The 15,718-nt window shown below is 51.3% G+C and carries 17 protein-coding genes; 5 read left to right on the top strand and 12 right to left on the bottom strand.

Features of this window, described 5'->3' with window-relative positions:
* Positions 1 to 77: 77 nt before the first annotated feature.
* On the bottom strand, positions 78 to 200 hold the full coding sequence (locus tag R3B84_03610) for a DUF2256 domain-containing protein (GenBank protein MEZ6139637.1): 123 nt from the start codon (positions 198 to 200) through the stop codon (positions 78 to 80).
* Between the two features lie 313 nt (positions 201 to 513).
* On the opposite strand from R3B84_03610, the gene R3B84_03605 reads away from it, so the two are divergent.
* Positions 514 to 723, top strand: a complete 210-nt coding sequence (locus tag R3B84_03605; protein MEZ6139636.1) for a hypothetical protein — start codon at positions 514 to 516, stop codon at positions 721 to 723.
* Between the two features lie 417 nt (positions 724 to 1,140).
* Here R3B84_03605 and R3B84_03600 read toward each other — a convergent pair whose 3' ends face one another.
* The 3 genes from R3B84_03600 to R3B84_03590 all read right to left on the bottom strand — a co-directional run bounded on the left by R3B84_03600 (position 1,141) and on the right by R3B84_03590 (position 4,411).
* Entirely contained in the window at positions 1,141 to 2,205 is a 1,065-nt protein-coding gene (locus R3B84_03600) for a FemAB family PEP-CTERM system-associated protein (protein ID MEZ6139635.1), read from the bottom strand.
* 122 nt (positions 2,206 to 2,327) lie between these two features.
* Entirely contained in the window at positions 2,328 to 3,263 is a 936-nt protein-coding gene (locus R3B84_03595; GenBank protein ID MEZ6139634.1) for a GDP-mannose 4,6-dehydratase, read from the bottom strand.
* Complete coding sequence (locus tag R3B84_03590) at positions 3,260 to 4,411, bottom strand: glycosyltransferase (GenBank protein ID MEZ6139633.1); 1,152 nt, start codon at positions 4,409 to 4,411, stop codon at positions 3,260 to 3,262. The genes R3B84_03595 and R3B84_03590 overlap by 4 nt, the downstream gene beginning before the upstream one ends.
* Positions 4,412 to 4,619: 208 nt before the next feature.
* Here R3B84_03590 and R3B84_03585 point away from each other — a divergent pair, with 208 nt between their 5' ends.
* The 4 genes from R3B84_03585 to R3B84_03570 all read left to right on the top strand — a co-directional run bounded on the left by R3B84_03585 (position 4,620) and on the right by R3B84_03570 (position 8,615).
* A complete protein-coding gene (locus R3B84_03585) occupies positions 4,620 to 5,732 on the top strand; it encodes a glycosyltransferase family 9 protein (GenBank protein MEZ6139632.1) in 1,113 nt (370 codons plus the stop codon).
* Complete coding sequence (locus tag R3B84_03580) at positions 5,732 to 6,259, top strand: Maf family protein (GenBank protein MEZ6139631.1); 528 nt, start codon at positions 5,732 to 5,734, stop codon at positions 6,257 to 6,259. Before R3B84_03585 ends, R3B84_03580 begins: the two co-directional genes overlap by 1 nt.
* Before the next feature lie 114 nt (positions 6,260 to 6,373).
* Entirely contained in the window at positions 6,374 to 7,279 is a 906-nt protein-coding gene (locus tag R3B84_03575; GenBank protein MEZ6139630.1) for a carbohydrate kinase, read from the top strand.
* A gap of 4 nt (positions 7,280 to 7,283) precedes the next feature.
* On the top strand, positions 7,284 to 8,615 hold the full coding sequence (locus R3B84_03570) for a sulfatase-like hydrolase/transferase (GenBank protein MEZ6139629.1): 1,332 nt from the start codon (positions 7,284 to 7,286) through the stop codon (positions 8,613 to 8,615).
* 152 nt (positions 8,616 to 8,767) lie between these two features.
* On the opposite strand, the gene R3B84_03565 is transcribed toward R3B84_03570, so the two are convergent.
* From R3B84_03565 to R3B84_03530, 8 genes are all read right to left on the bottom strand, one after another.
* Positions 8,768 to 10,480 carry an NADPH-dependent assimilatory sulfite reductase hemoprotein subunit gene (locus R3B84_03565; GenBank protein MEZ6139628.1) on the bottom strand — a complete coding sequence of 571 codons (1,713 nt, stop codon included), beginning with the start codon at positions 10,478 to 10,480 and terminating at the stop codon, positions 8,768 to 8,770.
* A 154-nt stretch (positions 10,481 to 10,634) separates the two neighbouring features.
* On the bottom strand, positions 10,635 to 11,189 hold the full coding sequence (locus R3B84_03560) for a hypothetical protein (protein ID MEZ6139627.1): 555 nt from the start codon (positions 11,187 to 11,189) through the stop codon (positions 10,635 to 10,637).
* Positions 11,190 to 11,260: 71 nt separating this feature from the next.
* The gene (locus R3B84_03555) at positions 11,261 to 11,728 is read right to left on the bottom strand and encodes a hypothetical protein (protein MEZ6139626.1); all 468 of its coding nucleotides are present in this window, start codon (positions 11,726 to 11,728) and stop codon (positions 11,261 to 11,263) included.
* A gap of 4 nt (positions 11,729 to 11,732) precedes the next feature.
* Positions 11,733 to 12,356, bottom strand: coding sequence for a hypothetical protein (locus R3B84_03550; GenBank protein MEZ6139625.1), 624 nt, complete (start codon positions 12,354 to 12,356; stop codon positions 11,733 to 11,735).
* Positions 12,353 to 12,940: an RNA polymerase sigma factor gene (locus R3B84_03545; protein ID MEZ6139624.1), complete on the bottom strand. Its 588-nt coding sequence runs from the start codon at positions 12,938 to 12,940 to the stop codon at positions 12,353 to 12,355. Before R3B84_03545 ends, R3B84_03550 begins: the two co-directional genes overlap by 4 nt.
* A gap of 188 nt (positions 12,941 to 13,128) precedes the next feature.
* Positions 13,129 to 13,752, bottom strand: coding sequence for a hypothetical protein (locus R3B84_03540; GenBank protein ID MEZ6139623.1), 624 nt, complete (start codon positions 13,750 to 13,752; stop codon positions 13,129 to 13,131).
* Positions 13,753 to 13,848: 96 nt separating this feature from the next.
* Entirely contained in the window at positions 13,849 to 14,019 is a 171-nt protein-coding gene (locus tag R3B84_03535; protein ID MEZ6139622.1) for a hypothetical protein, read from the bottom strand.
* A gap of 42 nt (positions 14,020 to 14,061) precedes the next feature.
* On the bottom strand, positions 14,062 to 15,597 hold the full coding sequence (locus R3B84_03530; protein MEZ6139621.1) for a protein kinase: 1,536 nt from the start codon (positions 15,595 to 15,597) through the stop codon (positions 14,062 to 14,064).
* Positions 15,598 to 15,718: the final 121 nt, after the last annotated feature.

The raw sequence follows: 15,718 nt of genomic DNA, 5'->3' as shown, positions 1-15,718 counted from the left end.
ACAACAATTGATTAACAGGTTCGCTGAACAGAAATGAGAACAGCCTGATTTGCAACAGGAGTTGTTGTTAATCGAATTCACCCAGATGGACGTTTGCCAGCACATTTTTTCGAACAATACAGAACCTGATCCCAGTTCTTTTCCCACTTTTTACGCCAGGTAAAAGCTCGTCTGCAGGTGGGACAGATTTTCTGTGGCAAATTGCTTTTTGCAGGTCGTTTTTTCTTGTTGCTCAAGGAGATTGATTTATTTAAATGATTTGATGAACATTTGAATGAATGTTGCTTCTATTCTTGCCTTGTATGGCGCAAATTTTCCGTTTCAAATATTAACAAGCGAATTCCATTGAACAATATTCTACCTGATCCGTGGTAGAAATACCAGGTTGCATGCTGTCGCACACTACCGGTGGGATGGACGCTTCGTGGGACAAAATTTCTTCATAAATCTGGAATCTTTTTTTGGCGTGCGGTATCTTAACTAAACGAAGTTTCTTTACATGGGAGTTTCCGAATGAGCATCGTGCGAATTGGCTTAGGCGAAACACAAGGTTTTTCCGATGGTTACGACCGCATCTTTGGCAAAAAGACCGAAGAAAAACCAACAACACCCCCCGCAACCAGCGAAGGTGCTGCCCCACCAGAGAAAAAAGAAGGCTGTGGAGGTGGGGGCTGTGGTACTGGTGGCACGTGCGGCACCAAAAAGTCTGAATCAGCAGAGTAAAGCCAACAGAAACAAGCCTGAAACCAATTCTCTGACATTCGCCTGATCGTTACTTTTCATTTTTCTGCAAAAATTTTCCAGTTTCCACAACTGCTTATTCTGTAACAGTTTACGGATTCCTATCTGGTCAAAATCGAGTCATTGTTGCAACAAAAATGGCATGAAAGAACAGCCAGGTGGATATATAATTATGTGCACGCAAGTAGATGGTTTCCATCAAAAGTAATGCTTGGGTACTTGGGGGAAGTATATTGGAGATGAACAATGAAAATTGTTTTGTAAGTTCTCAACTCCCAGTGTAATAGACATACCTGTTATATCCGCATCGATTGGTAATTATCAAATGATAGAGACATACCATGCACGAAATGTTCAGTCTGTTCACACATCACCAACTGTCTTTGCCTGAATTGAGAGTTACGGGATCCCCCGGACGATCTGTGGGCCGAGGACCTGGGTTACTGGCACGGGCAGGCGTTGCCAGATGCGGATCAGGCGGGAGAAACGTGGGTTGTCCGCTCGCAATTCTGCCGATTGGCCGTGCAGGCAATATTGCCAGACAGCGGGGCTTTCCGTGGCACCCCACTGTTTCTTGAAGCGGTAGGTATTGCTGTCTTTGGTGGAGCGGCCAAAATCGAACGTGTGCTGCCCACGCTGGATCGCACGGTCAATCAGGTGCCAGAACATCAACATGTTGGCACTGGTATGCTTAAAATCTTTTAATGAAGAGGCACTGGGTACTTCCGTAATCCCCTGTCCGTGGGTCAATACCGAGCAGGCAACTGGCATTCCCTGGTGCCGCACAATGCACAGTTCCGCCTGACCAGGGAAGTAGCGTAAGATCGCTTCAAATAAGCGTTTAGAATAGACGGGTGTGCCGAGATCCCGCATGTTGGTGCTGAAGACGAAGTAAAACTCTTCCAGCAGTTCTTTCCCGCCCCAATGGACAGTGAGATTCGATTTTTCACCTTTCCGCACCTGATTGCGAACTTTCGCTGGAAAGCTTTCCCACAGTGGGCCAGGAAACGACGGAAGTGCCAGCCGCATATGTACTTTCGTTGCACGCACCCCATTGAAGCGTGGGTGATCGATTGGTTGTTCGTGCCGCAGTTCCAGATGTCGCGTGCGTAACGATTGGCTCAACTCAATCGCCTGATCAATCAGCCCACGCTGCACATCAGGTGCGTCTGCAAACACTCCTGCCGTGTTCAAATAAGGCAAACTGACCAGAAATCGCCCAAAAAGTGTGCTGCGCACAAATATCAGTGGCAAATAGCCCACTGTTTCGCCATTGGAACTTGCTTCCAGTGCGTAAGGAACGTGTCGCAGGCCATCTTTCAGCACATACAGCCACAACGGATTGTGAGCGGGGTGGTTATGTTGTTTGCTGCCGAGAAATGCCTGCAGACGTGGCATCGCTTCGTGCAGCGAAGCCCCACTGAGGGTGGTGATTTTCCATTGTTCGCCCAGACTGGTAACCATTGCGGTGCTTCTCGTGCAGAATAATCTTGGTGCCAAGTATCTCAATGCTAAGTAACTGTTATGTCAGGCATTCGCCATGATCTGGCGAATACTTGACATATCAACATTCAGCCGTTTTTATTTCAATTCGCATACAACTGTTGAATCCACTGCCACTGCTGAGCCAGGCCATCATCAATGCTTGTGGTAGCCTGCCAGCCCAGTTGCCGTTGCAGTTTGGTGGTATCGGCAAACGTGTGGCGTTGATCCCCGGGTCGCGTGGAGTGCTGATTAATCGTAAATTCTTTACCAGCAAGCACTTGCAGCTTGTTCATTACATCACGGAGGCTGACCATTTCTCCGCCACCGATGTTGTAAACTTCCCCCACGGTGCTGTTCAGTGCCAGGATAATTGCCCGCACGCAGTCCGTAACGAAGGTATTGCCACGCACCTGCTGGCCATCGCCGTACACGTTAATGGGTGTGCCGTGCAGCAACGCTTTCATGAAAATGTGGTAGGCCATGTCGGGGCGTTGGCCCGGCCCATAGACGGAAAAGAATCGCGTTACCACCAGGGGGAGCGAAAATGAATCCATGTACGCACGGCAGAGATGCTCCCCAGCCAGTTTGGTAACACCATAAGGCGAAATTGGCCGGGTGGGCAGGGTTTCATCCCCACTGGCGAACTTGCCATAAACCGATGAGGTGGAACCATAAATGAATCTCTTCAACCCTGGCACCGTGCGGCACGCTTCCAGCAGACGCTGGGTGGCGGTGATGTTACACGATTGATACAGATCGAAATCAGTCCAACTGGCCACCAGACCCGGCATTGCCGCCAGATGGATAATGGCGTCAACATCAGCCACCACATCCGCCAGCTCGTCCGTGCGTAGATCGCGTGCGAAAAACTGGAAGTTCGGGTGGGCCAGCAGCGACGCTAAGTTCTTATCCTTCAAGGGCTTCGGATAATATGGCACAAAACAATCCACCCCACGCACGTGGGCACCTGCCTGGAGCAGTGCTTCGCACAGATGCGAACCGATAAATCCCGCAGCACCAGTAACCAGGTAGGTCATTTCCACTCTCCCTGAAACATGGCATCATAAATCTGTGCCAGTTTCTGCATCCGCCGGGCAAAACTATACCGTGATTCTACCGTTTTTCGCCCCGCCTGGGCCAATTGTACCCGCAGCGAATCATCGTGCACCAAGCGACGAATACTTTCTGCCAGAGCTGAAATTTCACCCGGTGGTATTAGAATTCCGTTTGATTCGTGCTGAATCAGTTTTGGAATCCCATTCACAGCCGTGGCAATTACTGGCACTTGCATGGCCAGTGCCTCCAACACCACGTTGGGCAGACCTTCGCGATAACTGCTGAGTGCGTACAGATCGAAAGTCTCATACAAATTTAATAAATCCGACCGATAACCCAGCAACTGAATCTGCTGTGGCAACAGGCAGCCATCAATCAGGCGTTGCAGGTTGGCCTGTTCGTCCCCTTCACCCGCAATCAGCAGTTGCAGATTGTGCAAACCCGCACGATGAAGCTGATCGACTGCTTTAATGAGTATGTCGAAGCCTTTTTCGGGCGATAATCGCCCCGCAGCACCCACCGTGAAGTGGGGGGAAAAGCCCATTGCCTGGCGGGCTTCTGCTGGCGTTCGTTGTCTACGATAATCGTTCAGGTCGATGCCATTTTCCAGCAGCACCAATCGTGAAGGTGCCACCCCCGCCTGACGTGCTGCCACCATCAGGTCATCGGAAACACAAATTACCTTTTCATAATAGCGCAGGGTCAAGCGGTCAATCATGTAGTAGATGGGCGTTCTGCTGGTGTGGTGCACCCAACCGTGCAGCGTGGTGACCAGTCGCATCGGCCAGAACCGTTTCAGGATCAGGCCCAGCAGGTTTGATTTGTAGTCGTGGCCGTGCCACACCGTCACGCAGTGCGACTTACAAACTTCCAGCATCCGTGGGATGATCTGCCAATCGAGCGGCCCACGATCGTGAACGGGGATCAATTCCACCTGTTTCTGGCTGGCTTTGGCCTGCAATTTGTGAAAGCCAGTATCGGCTGGGTCGCACAGATAGGCACAGTGCATGACGTAACCGTCCCGCTGCAGGTAGGCGGGGGAGTTGATGAGCGTTTTATCGGGGCCACCACCGGAACCGGACAATACCCGGGCATCCAGCACCACCGGTAGCGTGCGAGCAACATTCATGGAACAACTTCTTGCTGTTGGCGAAGTCAGACGATCCTTAGAAACTTAATCTAGAACACAACTTTGCGAAACGGGCTGAAAAAATGGGTCAGGGAACTGAAAGTGTGTGTAGGTTCAGTGCATCGATTGGCAATGATCGATTCAAATGGTAAAACAAATCAGCTATAGGCAGCCCAGAAAAAACCAAAGGGCGGGATAATCAGGAATCATGTTTCGTCGCCAGCGCACGCCCCTTTCCCATTTACGACCGCAGCGGATTGCCCTGATCAAGCCCAGTGCGTTGGGCGATATTGCCCATTCACTACCTGTACTGAATGCCCTGCGAATGCTATACCCCACTGCCATGATTAGTTGGGTGGCGAATCGTGCATACCTCAGCATCCTGGAACAGCACCAATCGTTAGACGAAGTGATACCATTTGACCGCACCGCCTTACGTGGGGGAATCGGCAAAACAGTTTCTTATTCGTACAATTTTTTGAAAGATCTGCGACGGAGACGCTTCGATCTGGTAGTCGACCTACAGGGACTGGCCCGCACCGGTCTGATGTGCCTGGCAACGGCCGCACCCCGTCGTGTTGGGTTAGGCACTGCGCGAGAAGGAAGTAAGCTCAGTTATACCGATCTGATCCCCACCCCGAATGCCGATCGGCAGCACGCAATTGATCGCTATTGGCTGGTCATCGAAGCCCTGGGTGGGGCAAATCTACCGAAAAAGTTCGACCTGCCGGTTGATCCCACCGCACAGGAATGGGTGGGGCAGCAGTTAGCCGATTGCCCACGTCCATGGCTGATGTTTGGAGTGGGGGCACGCTGGCTGACGAAACGCTGGCCTCCGGCCCACTTTGCCCACCTGGCACGTGCGGCACAGCAACAATTTGGAGGCACCGCCATCTTTGTGGGGGCTGCCGATGAAGCGGAGATCGCCCAGACGGTGCGAAACCAACTGGCTGGCCCCGCACGTAACTTCTGTGGTGGCAGCAACTTACCGCAACTGGTGGCCCTGCTTGCCGCTGCGGATGTGATGGTTTCCAACGATACGGGCCCACTGCATCTGGCTGTCGCATTGGGGCGACCGTGCGTCGCACCCTACTTGTGTACTTCTGCCACCAAACATGGCCCGTATGGGCAAACTGGTGGCGTCGAAACCAATGTCTGGTGTAAGTCAAGCTACATTCGACAGTGTGATCGCCTGGAATGTATGACAGAATTAACCCCGGATCGCCTGCAACCTCTATTATTTGCTATCCTTTCATCATGGAAACAAAACTCCCTTTCCGTATTACCCTTGCCAGTACTTCCCACGGTCGGCGGTACCTGATGCAACGTGCTGGCTACGAGTTTGATGTTCTCCCACCGAACGTGGAAGAACCCACTGAAGCAGTGGATGGCAACATTCGGCATTTTGTGCAGAACGTAGCCTGGATCAAGGCCGCTGCGGTGGCACCAAAAGTGAAAGATGGCGTGATTATTGCCGCCGATTCGGTCAGTTGGATTGACAATCAAGTGGTTGGGAAGCCCACTGATCGAGCGGATGCCCACCGAATTATTAAAAGTTTCTCAGGAAGGACCCACGAATTGTGGACGGGGGTGTGCTGCTGGCTGGCTTCGTCCAACGTGCAGTTTCAGTGGCAGGAATGCAGCACCGTGGCAATGAAGGCCTTGTCTGATGCAGAAATTGAGCAATACCTCGACACCCGCCAGTGGGAAGGCTGTTCGGGTGCATATGCCATCGATGAACGCAACGACCCCTACCTGACCGTCACCCGCGGATCAGTGACCAACGTCATCGGCCTGCCCATGGAAAGCCTTGCCGATAACTTCCAGCTGATGATGAAGTTTGTTTAACAACTGGCCGGTAGAATTTAGGTTGGTTTTCCGCTGCCTGCACGCATTTTTACTTTTTCCTGCATCGTTCAAAATGAGAATCCCAGTCAAACTACGCTACAGGAACTCACACTAATGAAGATTCCAGCCATCATTTCGATTGGAGAGGTTTTGTGGGATCTCTTTCCAGACGGTGATCACTTTGGTGGTGCGCCAGCAAACTTTGCATGCCACACGGCTATACGAGGTGCGGATGTTACGTTGATCAGCGCTGTAGGAAGTGATCAATACGGGCGGGCAGCACTGGAAAAGCTCAAAGAATATCAGATTGATGTCAGTTGTGTACAAATTGTTGAAGATGCCCCCACTGGTACGGTTCGTGTCACGCTGGATCTTCAAGGCCAGCCCACGTTTACCATCCACGAAGATTGTGCCTGGGATCGGCTCACCTGGAACGATGATTTCGACATGCGAATCCGTGCCGCGGATGCAATTTACTTTGGCACATTAGGGCAACGCAGTGCACGGTCCAGAGCGACGATTCGACAGGCGATTTCGACTGCACGAGACGCAGAAATTCTCCGAGTGCTGGATGTCAACCTGCGATCTCCGTTCGATGAAGCTGATCTGATTCGTGAATCAATTGAACTCGCCAGCATTCTGAAACTGAGTGACGATGAATTGGCACCAGTATGCTCTGCCTGTGGTATCATTTTGACTGAAGAGCGTGAAGCACTTCATCGCCTCCTGAACGTTGGATCTCTGGAAATGGTCGTGATGACATGCGGTGCGGATGGTGCGATGCTGGTCACTCCAGATCAGGTAATTGTCCAGAACGGTATCCCGACGACCGTGGTTGATACCGTTGGGGCTGGTGATTCATTCACTGCGGCTTTCGTCGTTGGACTGCTACAACGGAAGCCACTTGCAGAGATTTTGCAACATGCTTGTGAAGTTGCCGCGGAAACCTGCAGCCACTCCGGGGGCGTACCACCGATAGCGAAAAACTCTCAAAACCCTTTTCCACCTTTGAAAGGATAATTTCATGTGCAGAACATTCTTGTTACTGGCAATCATGCTGAATTGTGTTGTCAAGTCGTCCGCCGCACCACCGAATTTTCTGCTGATCTTTGCTGATGATCATGGGTATGGGGATGTTTCGACATATCAAGCGTCTGATGTGCGGACTCCAAACATCGATCGAATTGCGAAAGAAGGCATGCTTTTTACCCGAATGCGGGCAAATTGCACGGTTTGTTCACCTTCGCGGGCGGCATTGCTGACCGGGCGGTATCCAGATCGTGTGGGTGTGCCCGGTGTGATTCGTACCAAACCGGAGGATTCATGGGGGTATTTCAAACCAAATGTGCCAACAATCGCCGATGAATTGAAGAAGATAGGCTATCACACAGGCATCATCGGGAAATGGCATCTTGGACTGGAATCGCCCAACACACCCAATGAGCGTGGATTTGACCATTTTCACGGGTTTCTTGGTGACATGATGGATAGCTATACGACGCACCGTCGCCATGGGAACAACTACATGCGGCTGAACGATCAGGTGATTGATCCCAAGGGACATGCAACTGATCTTTTCACCGAATGGGCCGTTGATTATTTACATGAGCGTGCCAAAGAGAAGAAACCATTCTTTCTGTATCTGGCCTATAATGCCCCTCACTTCCCGATTCAGCCACCCGCAGACTGGCTGGCAAAGGTCAAGAAACGGGATCCGCTCCTCTCTGAAAAACGGGCACAGAATGTGGCTTTCGTTGAGCATCTTGATGATCGGATTGGACAGGTACTGGCAGCTCTCAAGCAAGCCGGACTTGATGAGAATACCGTGGTGGTATATTGTGCAGATAACGGTGGCTCGGTCCCACATGCCCAAAACAATACGCCCTGGCGGGGTGGCAAACAGGATCACTATGACGGTGGGCTGCGTGTTCCATTCATGATCCGCTGGCCTGCTCAGATCAAACCTGGTAGCCAAAGCGACTATGCGGGGCTCAATTTTGATCTGTTTCCCACTTTTCTGGAATTGGCGGGGCAAAAAACCTCTGCAGAACTCGACGCCCAGAGCCTTGTGCCGATTCTGAAAGGTGGTACGATCAGCACACCTCGCGATCTTTACTTTACCCGCCGGGAAGGAGGCAAAACATACGGTGGTAAAAGTTATGAGGCACTGATCCGAGGCGATTGGAAGCTGATGCAGAACGACCCGTATCACCCGCTGGAACTTTACAATCTCAAAAATGACCCGCAGGAGAAAGTGAATCTCGCCACGAAAGAACCAAAGATATTGAATGAAATGTCAGAAGCGTTGCGAAAACAGATTCAGATTGGTGGCAGCACCCCATGGCAAAAGCCATGAGAGCCTGAACAATCCGAGGCTTTCCTACATAGCCCGCAGCGTAAGCAAGGGTTCTTGCTGGCTGAACCCTTGCTTACGCTGCGGGCTATGTAGGCAGGCTTAATGAATTCGAAATGAAAGTCAGAAAAGCCCGATCTTCCTGCAGAACGTGTTTACGCATTAAACATTGCTTGCAGTTCTTCCAGGCTGGTGCGGGTACACCAGGTACCAAAGCCTTCATTATTCTGGCGTTGCGACTTGTAAGCCACAAACAGTTTTTTCAGGTTTGGCACAATATTTCCACGTGGGACCAGGTCCTGCAGGACAAAGTTCAGGCGGTCACCAGCAATCCCCCCACCGACGAAGACGGTGTATTTCTCCCCACTGCGGCCCACCAGGCCAATATCCGAATTGTAGGGTCGTGCACAGCCGTTGGGGCAGCCTGTCATGCGAATGCTGATCGCTTCTTCCTCCAGCCCCAGTTCCACCAGGGTGGACTGGAATTCATCCAGAATCTGTGGGAGAGCCCGTTCACTTTCCGAAATCGCCAGCCCGCACGTGGGGATCGCAGGGCAGGCCATGCTCCAGCGATGCAACAGTGGCAGGCTTTCGGGACGAGGGATGCCGTATTCCACCAACAACTGATCGATTGCCCCACGGTGGGCGGGATCCAGATCAGCCAGAATCAAATCCTGCTGCGTGGTAATGTTCACATTCGCACGGTAATCCTGCACGATTTTGCGTAAACCACTGCGCAGGCGATAGTTACCTTCGTCTTTAATCCGGCCGCTGGCGATGCTCAGGCCCAAAAACCACTTGCCATCGCCCTGTGGCTGCCAGCCGTGGTGCAGATCAACGCCAGTAATGGCGTATTCTTTTGGCATCCGCAATGTGTGGGGCAGATAATCGCGAGCAATCACTTCGCGAACTTTATCAATCCCCCAATCGTGCACTACGTACTTGATGCGGGCTCGTTTGCGGTCGGCACGATTGCCGTGATCACGGTAAAATTTGACCACAGCTTCTGCGGTGGCGACCACTTCGTCCGGGCTGACGTGGCACAGCATCTGACCGAGGTGGGGAAAAGTTTCTGCTTTCCCTGCGGTGCGACCAAATCCCCCACCGACAGAGACGTTGTAACCGGTCACCTGCCCACCTTCGATGTGGGCGAGAAACCCCAGGTCCTGTGCGAAGAGATCCACACAGTTATCGTGAGGTAAACCCATTGCAATCTTGAACTTACGTGGCAGATACACTTTGCCGTAGATCGGCTCTACATCTTCCTGCTCGGCATCTGGACTGACTTTTTCTCCATTCAGCCAGACATCGTGGTATGCCTTCGACCGTGGCGCCAGGTGGGCAGCGATTTCCAGCGCCAGTCGCTGGTTTTCTTTTCGTGGCTGATCACCCAGTGGGGCGGAGCAGGCGACCACATTCCGGTTGATGTCCCCACACGCACCGACAGTGGAAATCAGGGCATCGTTCATGTCCCGAATTGTCTGCCGCAGATTCGATTTCAGAATCCCATAAAACTGGATGCTTTGCCGCGTGGTCAACCGCAAGGAGCCGTTGGCGTGGCGGTCCGCAATCTCGTCCATTGCCAGATACTGGGCACCAGTCATCGTTCCGCCAGGTAATTTCAGGCGGATCATAAACATGTAATGTTTGCCGACCCCCTCTTTGCTGCGGTTTTTCCGAGCGTCGCGGTCTTCCTGCTGGTAACTGCCATGAAATTTTAATAATTGCTTGGCATCTTCGGAAAAATGATCCGTATCCTGCTGCAGTTCGTCCATCAACGGCCCACGCAGCCAGCGAGAAGCGGATTTAATCCCTTCGACAGGTGATAATTTTGGTTCCGGTGGGGTATTTTCGGTCTCGTTTGTCATTCTGTATTTCGTCTACAAGAGAGTAAAAAGGGATCCTATCCCTACTAAGATTATAGCAAAAGTAAACTTTATGTCCGTGGCCACCCAATCAAGTTGACCTATTTTGCGGGGATGTGGGTTAAATTGAATTGTCAGCAGCTACCTCATGGAGTCTCTAAGCCACCGCTTGTCTAAGTTCCTCAACGAAACGGACACACGAAGGATATCGCTTGTCGGGACCCTTTGCTAAGGCTCTTTCCAGTACGCGGCGTTCCGCATCGTGGCAACCGGTGAGATCCGGTTTGCACTCCAGATGTGCCCGCATCAACTCCAGGATGCCAGACTCAATGAAGGGCGGGTGGCCAGTGCGAAGTTCTGCATAGGTACAAGCCAACGCATACTGGTCGCTGTGGGGCAACCGTGTTCCTCGCCACACTTCTGGGCCCATATAAATTGGCGTTCCAGAAATCGCGGTCTCCTTGTTCGATGAGAACAGTTCGTCCAGATGATCAACCAGAATGACACTATCTTCATCCACGATAATCGTATCCGGCTTGATATTCCCGTGGGGATTCGTGCGATCGTCCAATTGAAAGGCTGCTTCAGAGAGACAATTAATCAGTTCCGATATGGGTAAACCTGGCAGGCCTTCCTGAATGTATGCCCTCTGGCGGTCACGAAGGCTTTCACCTCTGGGGTTTTGGTTGTCATCCATTCCAGTAGCAATCATGTTCATTCCTCCTTAACAACAAACTGCACAAAATGGTTACAGAAATGCTACGGTAGAATGTCAGACGATGATCACTTCGGTGGGGCGCTGTCGCATTGTTTGACCATGATTGCGACGATCAGGCGGCGGCCCTGTTTGTTCTGGTAGGGTGTTACTATGGGGAAATAACAACCGCAACTTGATTTGTACGTGATTTGTTCCACTTTGGGTGGGTGGATTTTCAGAATGATCACGTTATTTTCCACGCTGGTGATGGTAATTTTCATCTCCAGGCCGTCGATCAGTGCCAGGGAGGCTGTTTCACCAACTTTGATGGTGGCTGTTGCCGTCTGGGCCAGATCGACGCAGGTCAGCTCCGGGTATGTTTTTTGCAGTACTTTCGCCAGCTCTTTCATCCGATCGTCGGATGGTGCCTTCCTCGAACAGGCCAGCACCGACATGACCTGAATGCGGATCTTTTCGTCCGCCAGGCCCGCGGTGGGGGTCAGTGCGGTAAAGCACGTCAGCAGAACGAAGAACAGACTTGCGTGTAGTTTCATTTGATTAACGACCCTGCCAAGCCCTGAATAAAACTGGTGTCGCCGATTGATCTTCGGGATTCCAGACGTTTGTATTCAATAATTGATTATCGTCGCCATAACCAAGAACCTTGATGTCTGCTGTTTGAGCAAAAACCGGTATTTCATCCTGTAACGGGTGCTCTCCAACCAGAAGTGCTGATACGGCTGATTCTGGTAAGACAAGAATCTGAATATCTTCTGGCTGTGCCATCACAATCGGTTCCCAGTCTGCCTGCACGGTGTAGGTGCCCGTTCTTACCTGTAACGTTTCGCCAGAGTATGCGAACCAGAGTGCCACACAGGCTGCTGCTGCCAGCAAACCAGCGAAACCATTCACCCACCAGCGACGTGGCAACGCCCCACCGTGGGGTGCGGGCATTACGTTGTGCTGCACACGAGCCCAATCGGCTGCATCTGGCATTGGTGGGGCAACCAGTCGCCATAACTCACTGTTGCGAGAGAAGTTGCGCTGATTCGCCAGTTCTTCAGCCAGGGCTGGCGATGACTCGATCGCCAGAATAACATCGCGAGACTCGGCTGCAGTCAATTCACCATCAACCAGCCCGGCCACCAGCACATCGCGATCCTCGAATTCCCTGTCTGTCATGATTCCACCTGCCAACTCAGCAACCCCTTTAATTTCTGTCGGGCATAAAACAACCGACTCATTACCGTACCAATGGAAATTTCCAGAACTTCTGCAATTTCCGCGTAAGAAAGCCCCCCATCCACATGAAGCGTAAAAGCGGAACGCTGTGCTTCAGGCAGTTGCATCAGAGCCCCGTTGAGCGACGAGCGCATTTCACTGTACTCTGCCACATTTGCAGGATCTTCCACCATGCGTGGTGGGGATTCCTGAAATTCTTCACTTCCCGCACGTTCTACCAGCGTTTTCGCCCGCTGCCGCTTCCGACCATAATCTAATGCAGAATTCGTGACAATACGCAAAATCCAGGTTTTCAGGCTGCTGCGAAACTCAAACGTCTCCAACTTCAGAAAAACTTTCGTAAATCCTTCCTGAATGGCATCCAGTGCGTCTTCCTTGTTTCCCAACAAACGGTACGCCACCCGATAGGCATCGTCGCGGTATTTTTGGAAAATATGGTTGAGTGCCGGTCGATCTCCCGTGATCGCCAGTTCAATTAATTTCCCATCCCCAACGAACTCCATTGGGTTTTTGGCATTCTCCATCAAACGAAATCCGGTCTCCCAACCAACAGTTTGATGCTGGTGATGACAAAACCTGAGCGTGGGACTGTCATCATTACGTCCATATAGATGTAGACGCACTACCAGCGAAAATATTCTCTAAAAACTCATATGAAACACAGAAATTCACCTATATAACAATGTTTCAATATCGCAAATTTACAATATTGCTAAATTGAAATAATATAATTCTTTACCACGTGGGCAAATTTCCCCGCACTCGGTGGTGCAAACCTCATAAACAACTCCGGTTCGATTAATTCTAGTTCCATCAGCAAGTACGTTTCGTAATCAGCGGGCAACAAATCCACTCGGGCATAGGCAGGCAATTGTGGGGCCTGCAACAGGATTTGCCTACCGATTTCGACAGCATGTTTACTGGGATGATAAACAGCAACGGTGCCACCGTGGTCATCCTGAACGCGAAAGTCGCCTGCTTTTGCCCGCTTGATCACCGCGTGGGAGTATTCCGCACCAAAATAAATGAGAGAAATCTCACCATTATGCTGAATTGCGGGCTCGAACTCCTGAAACAGCATGCCACCCTGGGCCAGACAGTTTTGCCACGTTGTCTCCCACTGTGGGGAATCGTTGACAGCGATGCGAAAGGTCGATTTCGCAGCACCACCAACGAATGGTTTGATAATTGCGTCTGCAAAACCGGTACCCAGGAACAAGGACTCGAGCGAAATCTCGGAATCCTGCTGAATGAAACGGGTTTCCGGAATTGCCACCCCGGATTCGCGAAGGTCTTTCAAATATTGCTTGTCGGTATTCCACTCAATCAGTGGCAACGGATTTAACGTGGGCAATCCGTTCAGTGATTTCAGCCACGCCGAAAACTGCTCAAACCGATCAAAAAAATCCCACGTGGAGCGAAAAAACAGCAGTTACTGATCCCCACCCGAGAGGGGAACATAATTCGACCACGCACACCGACGCGAACGAATACCGAGTCGTTGCAGCTCAGTAGCCAGTAACTGGTCTTCCAAAAGGATGTTCTGGACGTACCAATCTTCCGAATGCTGCAACTCGTAACGTGGGTCAGTTAACAGAACCACCGAATTAATCATAAACAATCGCTTATATAGCTGAATGTGGAATTATGGTTCGTTTCTTCGAGGTCTTTTCTTGGGTGTCGGCTTCGCAGTGGGTGCTTTCTCGACTTTCTGAACTTTCGGTTCTTCTTCCTTTTCGTCGCTGGTACAACTGCTGAACGCACCTGTCAGACCACCAATACAAACGATTGTTGCAGTAATGTGAAGCGCTAAGCCCCCAAAGATCCACATTTTATTGATCCCCTTCGTGGGTGGTGGGGTGCGTCTTACCCGTGGCTCATCCGCACCCAGTTCGTCATGGGTGAATGCATCCGCATGATCATACCCCCCTTGGGAAATCGCGTGAAAATCATGTTCGTTCAGTGGTTCAAAAGTAGGCAGCATCTCACCCGTGGGAATATGCTGCACCTGCTCCCAGTTCTGCACTGGTTGGCCCACTGGTTCGGCGACGGGTGGTGCCGTTAAATCCGAGCCTGTTTCGCTGGCTAACATCACTCCGGGTGGGCTGGGTTCCTGCGGAGAAGGTGATTTTACCCCCTGTTGTCGGGCCAGTACTGCCACCACTTCTGAAATGGAAGGCCGTTCTGCGGGAATCCGGCTCATCATCGCATGGATCAACTGCACCAGTTCCTCTGGTAAATCCGGGCGGATTGCGTGCAGAGATTCTGGATTGGCGTGGTGTAGTTGCAGCAACGCATCGGTAAACGATAACCCACCCAACGGTTTTTTGCCGGTGTGCAGGTAAAACAAGGTTGTACCCAGACCATAAATATCCCACGCTTTGTCGGGTTGAGCATCCAGCAATCGTTCTGGTGGCAGAAAATCAACAATTTCAGCAAATTCTGCTTCCTGCTCACCATGGATCTGGCTCAGGGGTGGGCGAAGTGGCTGCAAACCGATCCCCACCAGTTGCACAATGGCACCTGGCAGCGGTCGGAACGTGACTCTGCCGTTCTGATCGACCCCTTTTTTGGCAGGTGCCACGATCAGCGACCGAGGAGACAACTTGCCATGGACGATCCCACGTTCGTGGGCAGCAGCTAAACCGGTTGCCGCCTGTCGGGCATAATCGTTTGCCAGAATCAGTGGTAACGGCCCCATTTCGGCAATCATGCTTGCCAGATGGGCATCTTCCAGAAAATCCTGCACCACAAAAGGCGTTTCCTGGTGCACGAAAATATCGTAAACAGTGCGAATTTCCGGAAAGTTCAGATTGGTGACTTGTTCGCAGCGCTGGACAAAATCCCCCACTGATTCTGTGCCCAGCCAGGCAGGATTGACGCACCAAAGATCGATATTTTTGTTTAAGCTGGGATGAAAGGCCAGATAATGGGTTCCATCGCTACCCGCCTGCAGCACCGCCAGCAACTGGTAGCCATTAATCAGCAGATCGCTGGCCCGGCCATCGTAAATGGCATCCCGTTGAAAATTATTAATCCAGCCACGAGCAAGAATCTGCTGCAAAAATCCTTCAGAATTGCCATTGAGATATTCTGGTAGTGCCACAAGTTCTGCGATTTGCTGGTTATTGAGCACACGAGCTTGGCGTAATTGTTCTAACAACGTTGGCAGGTCGGTCATTTCGGCAAATCTCAAAGCATGTTTGCGTGAAAGGTTTTTTACTATCGAATGCAGTAAGATGCTACAAAATTCTAAGATGCCACAGGGATTATGAAATTATGTTCATTAATCGGTAGCTGTT

This window comes from Zavarzinella sp. (assembly GCA_041399155.1).
Classification (GTDB): Bacteria; Planctomycetota; Planctomycetia; order Gemmatales; family Gemmataceae; genus JAWKTI01.
The sequence above is the reverse complement of the archived record's forward strand: the minus strand, read 5'-3'. Positions and strand labels throughout refer to the sequence as shown.

What these genes read in the sequence shown, in the direction of transcription:
- R3B84_03605 (MEZ6139636.1), top strand. Translation starts at nt 514, where the DNA reads ATGAGCATCGTGCGAATTGGCTTAGGCGAAACACAAGGTTTTTCCGAT.
- R3B84_03600 (MEZ6139635.1), bottom strand. Translation starts at nt 2,205, where the DNA reads ATGGTTACCAGTCTGGGCGAACAATGGAAAATCACCACCCTCAGTGGG.
- R3B84_03595 (MEZ6139634.1), bottom strand. Translation starts at nt 3,263, where the DNA reads ATGACCTACCTGGTTACTGGTGCTGCGGGATTTATCGGTTCGCATCTG.
- R3B84_03590 (MEZ6139633.1), bottom strand. Translation starts at nt 4,411, where the DNA reads ATGAATGTTGCTCGCACGCTACCGGTGGTGCTGGATGCCCGGGTATTG.
- R3B84_03585 (MEZ6139632.1), top strand. Translation starts at nt 4,620, where the DNA reads ATGTTTCGTCGCCAGCGCACGCCCCTTTCCCATTTACGACCGCAGCGG.
- R3B84_03580 (MEZ6139631.1), top strand. Translation starts at nt 5,732, where the DNA reads ATGCAACGTGCTGGCTACGAGTTTGATGTTCTCCCACCGAACGTGGAA.
- R3B84_03575 (MEZ6139630.1), top strand. Translation starts at nt 6,374, where the DNA reads ATGAAGATTCCAGCCATCATTTCGATTGGAGAGGTTTTGTGGGATCTC.
- R3B84_03570 (MEZ6139629.1), top strand. Translation starts at nt 7,284, where the DNA reads ATGTGCAGAACATTCTTGTTACTGGCAATCATGCTGAATTGTGTTGTC.
- R3B84_03565 (MEZ6139628.1), bottom strand. Translation starts at nt 10,480, where the DNA reads ATGACAAACGAGACCGAAAATACCCCACCGGAACCAAAATTATCACCT.
- R3B84_03560 (MEZ6139627.1), bottom strand. Translation starts at nt 11,189, where the DNA reads ATGATTGCTACTGGAATGGATGACAACCAAAACCCCAGAGGTGAAAGC.
- R3B84_03555 (MEZ6139626.1), bottom strand. Translation starts at nt 11,728, where the DNA reads ATGAAACTACACGCAAGTCTGTTCTTCGTTCTGCTGACGTGCTTTACC.
- R3B84_03550 (MEZ6139625.1), bottom strand. Translation starts at nt 12,356, where the DNA reads ATGACAGACAGGGAATTCGAGGATCGCGATGTGCTGGTGGCCGGGCTG.
- R3B84_03545 (MEZ6139624.1), bottom strand. Translation starts at nt 12,940, where the DNA reads ATGGAGAATGCCAAAAACCCAATGGAGTTCGTTGGGGATGGGAAATTA.
- R3B84_03530 (MEZ6139621.1), bottom strand. Translation starts at nt 15,597, where the DNA reads ATGACCGACCTGCCAACGTTGTTAGAACAATTACGCCAAGCTCGTGTG.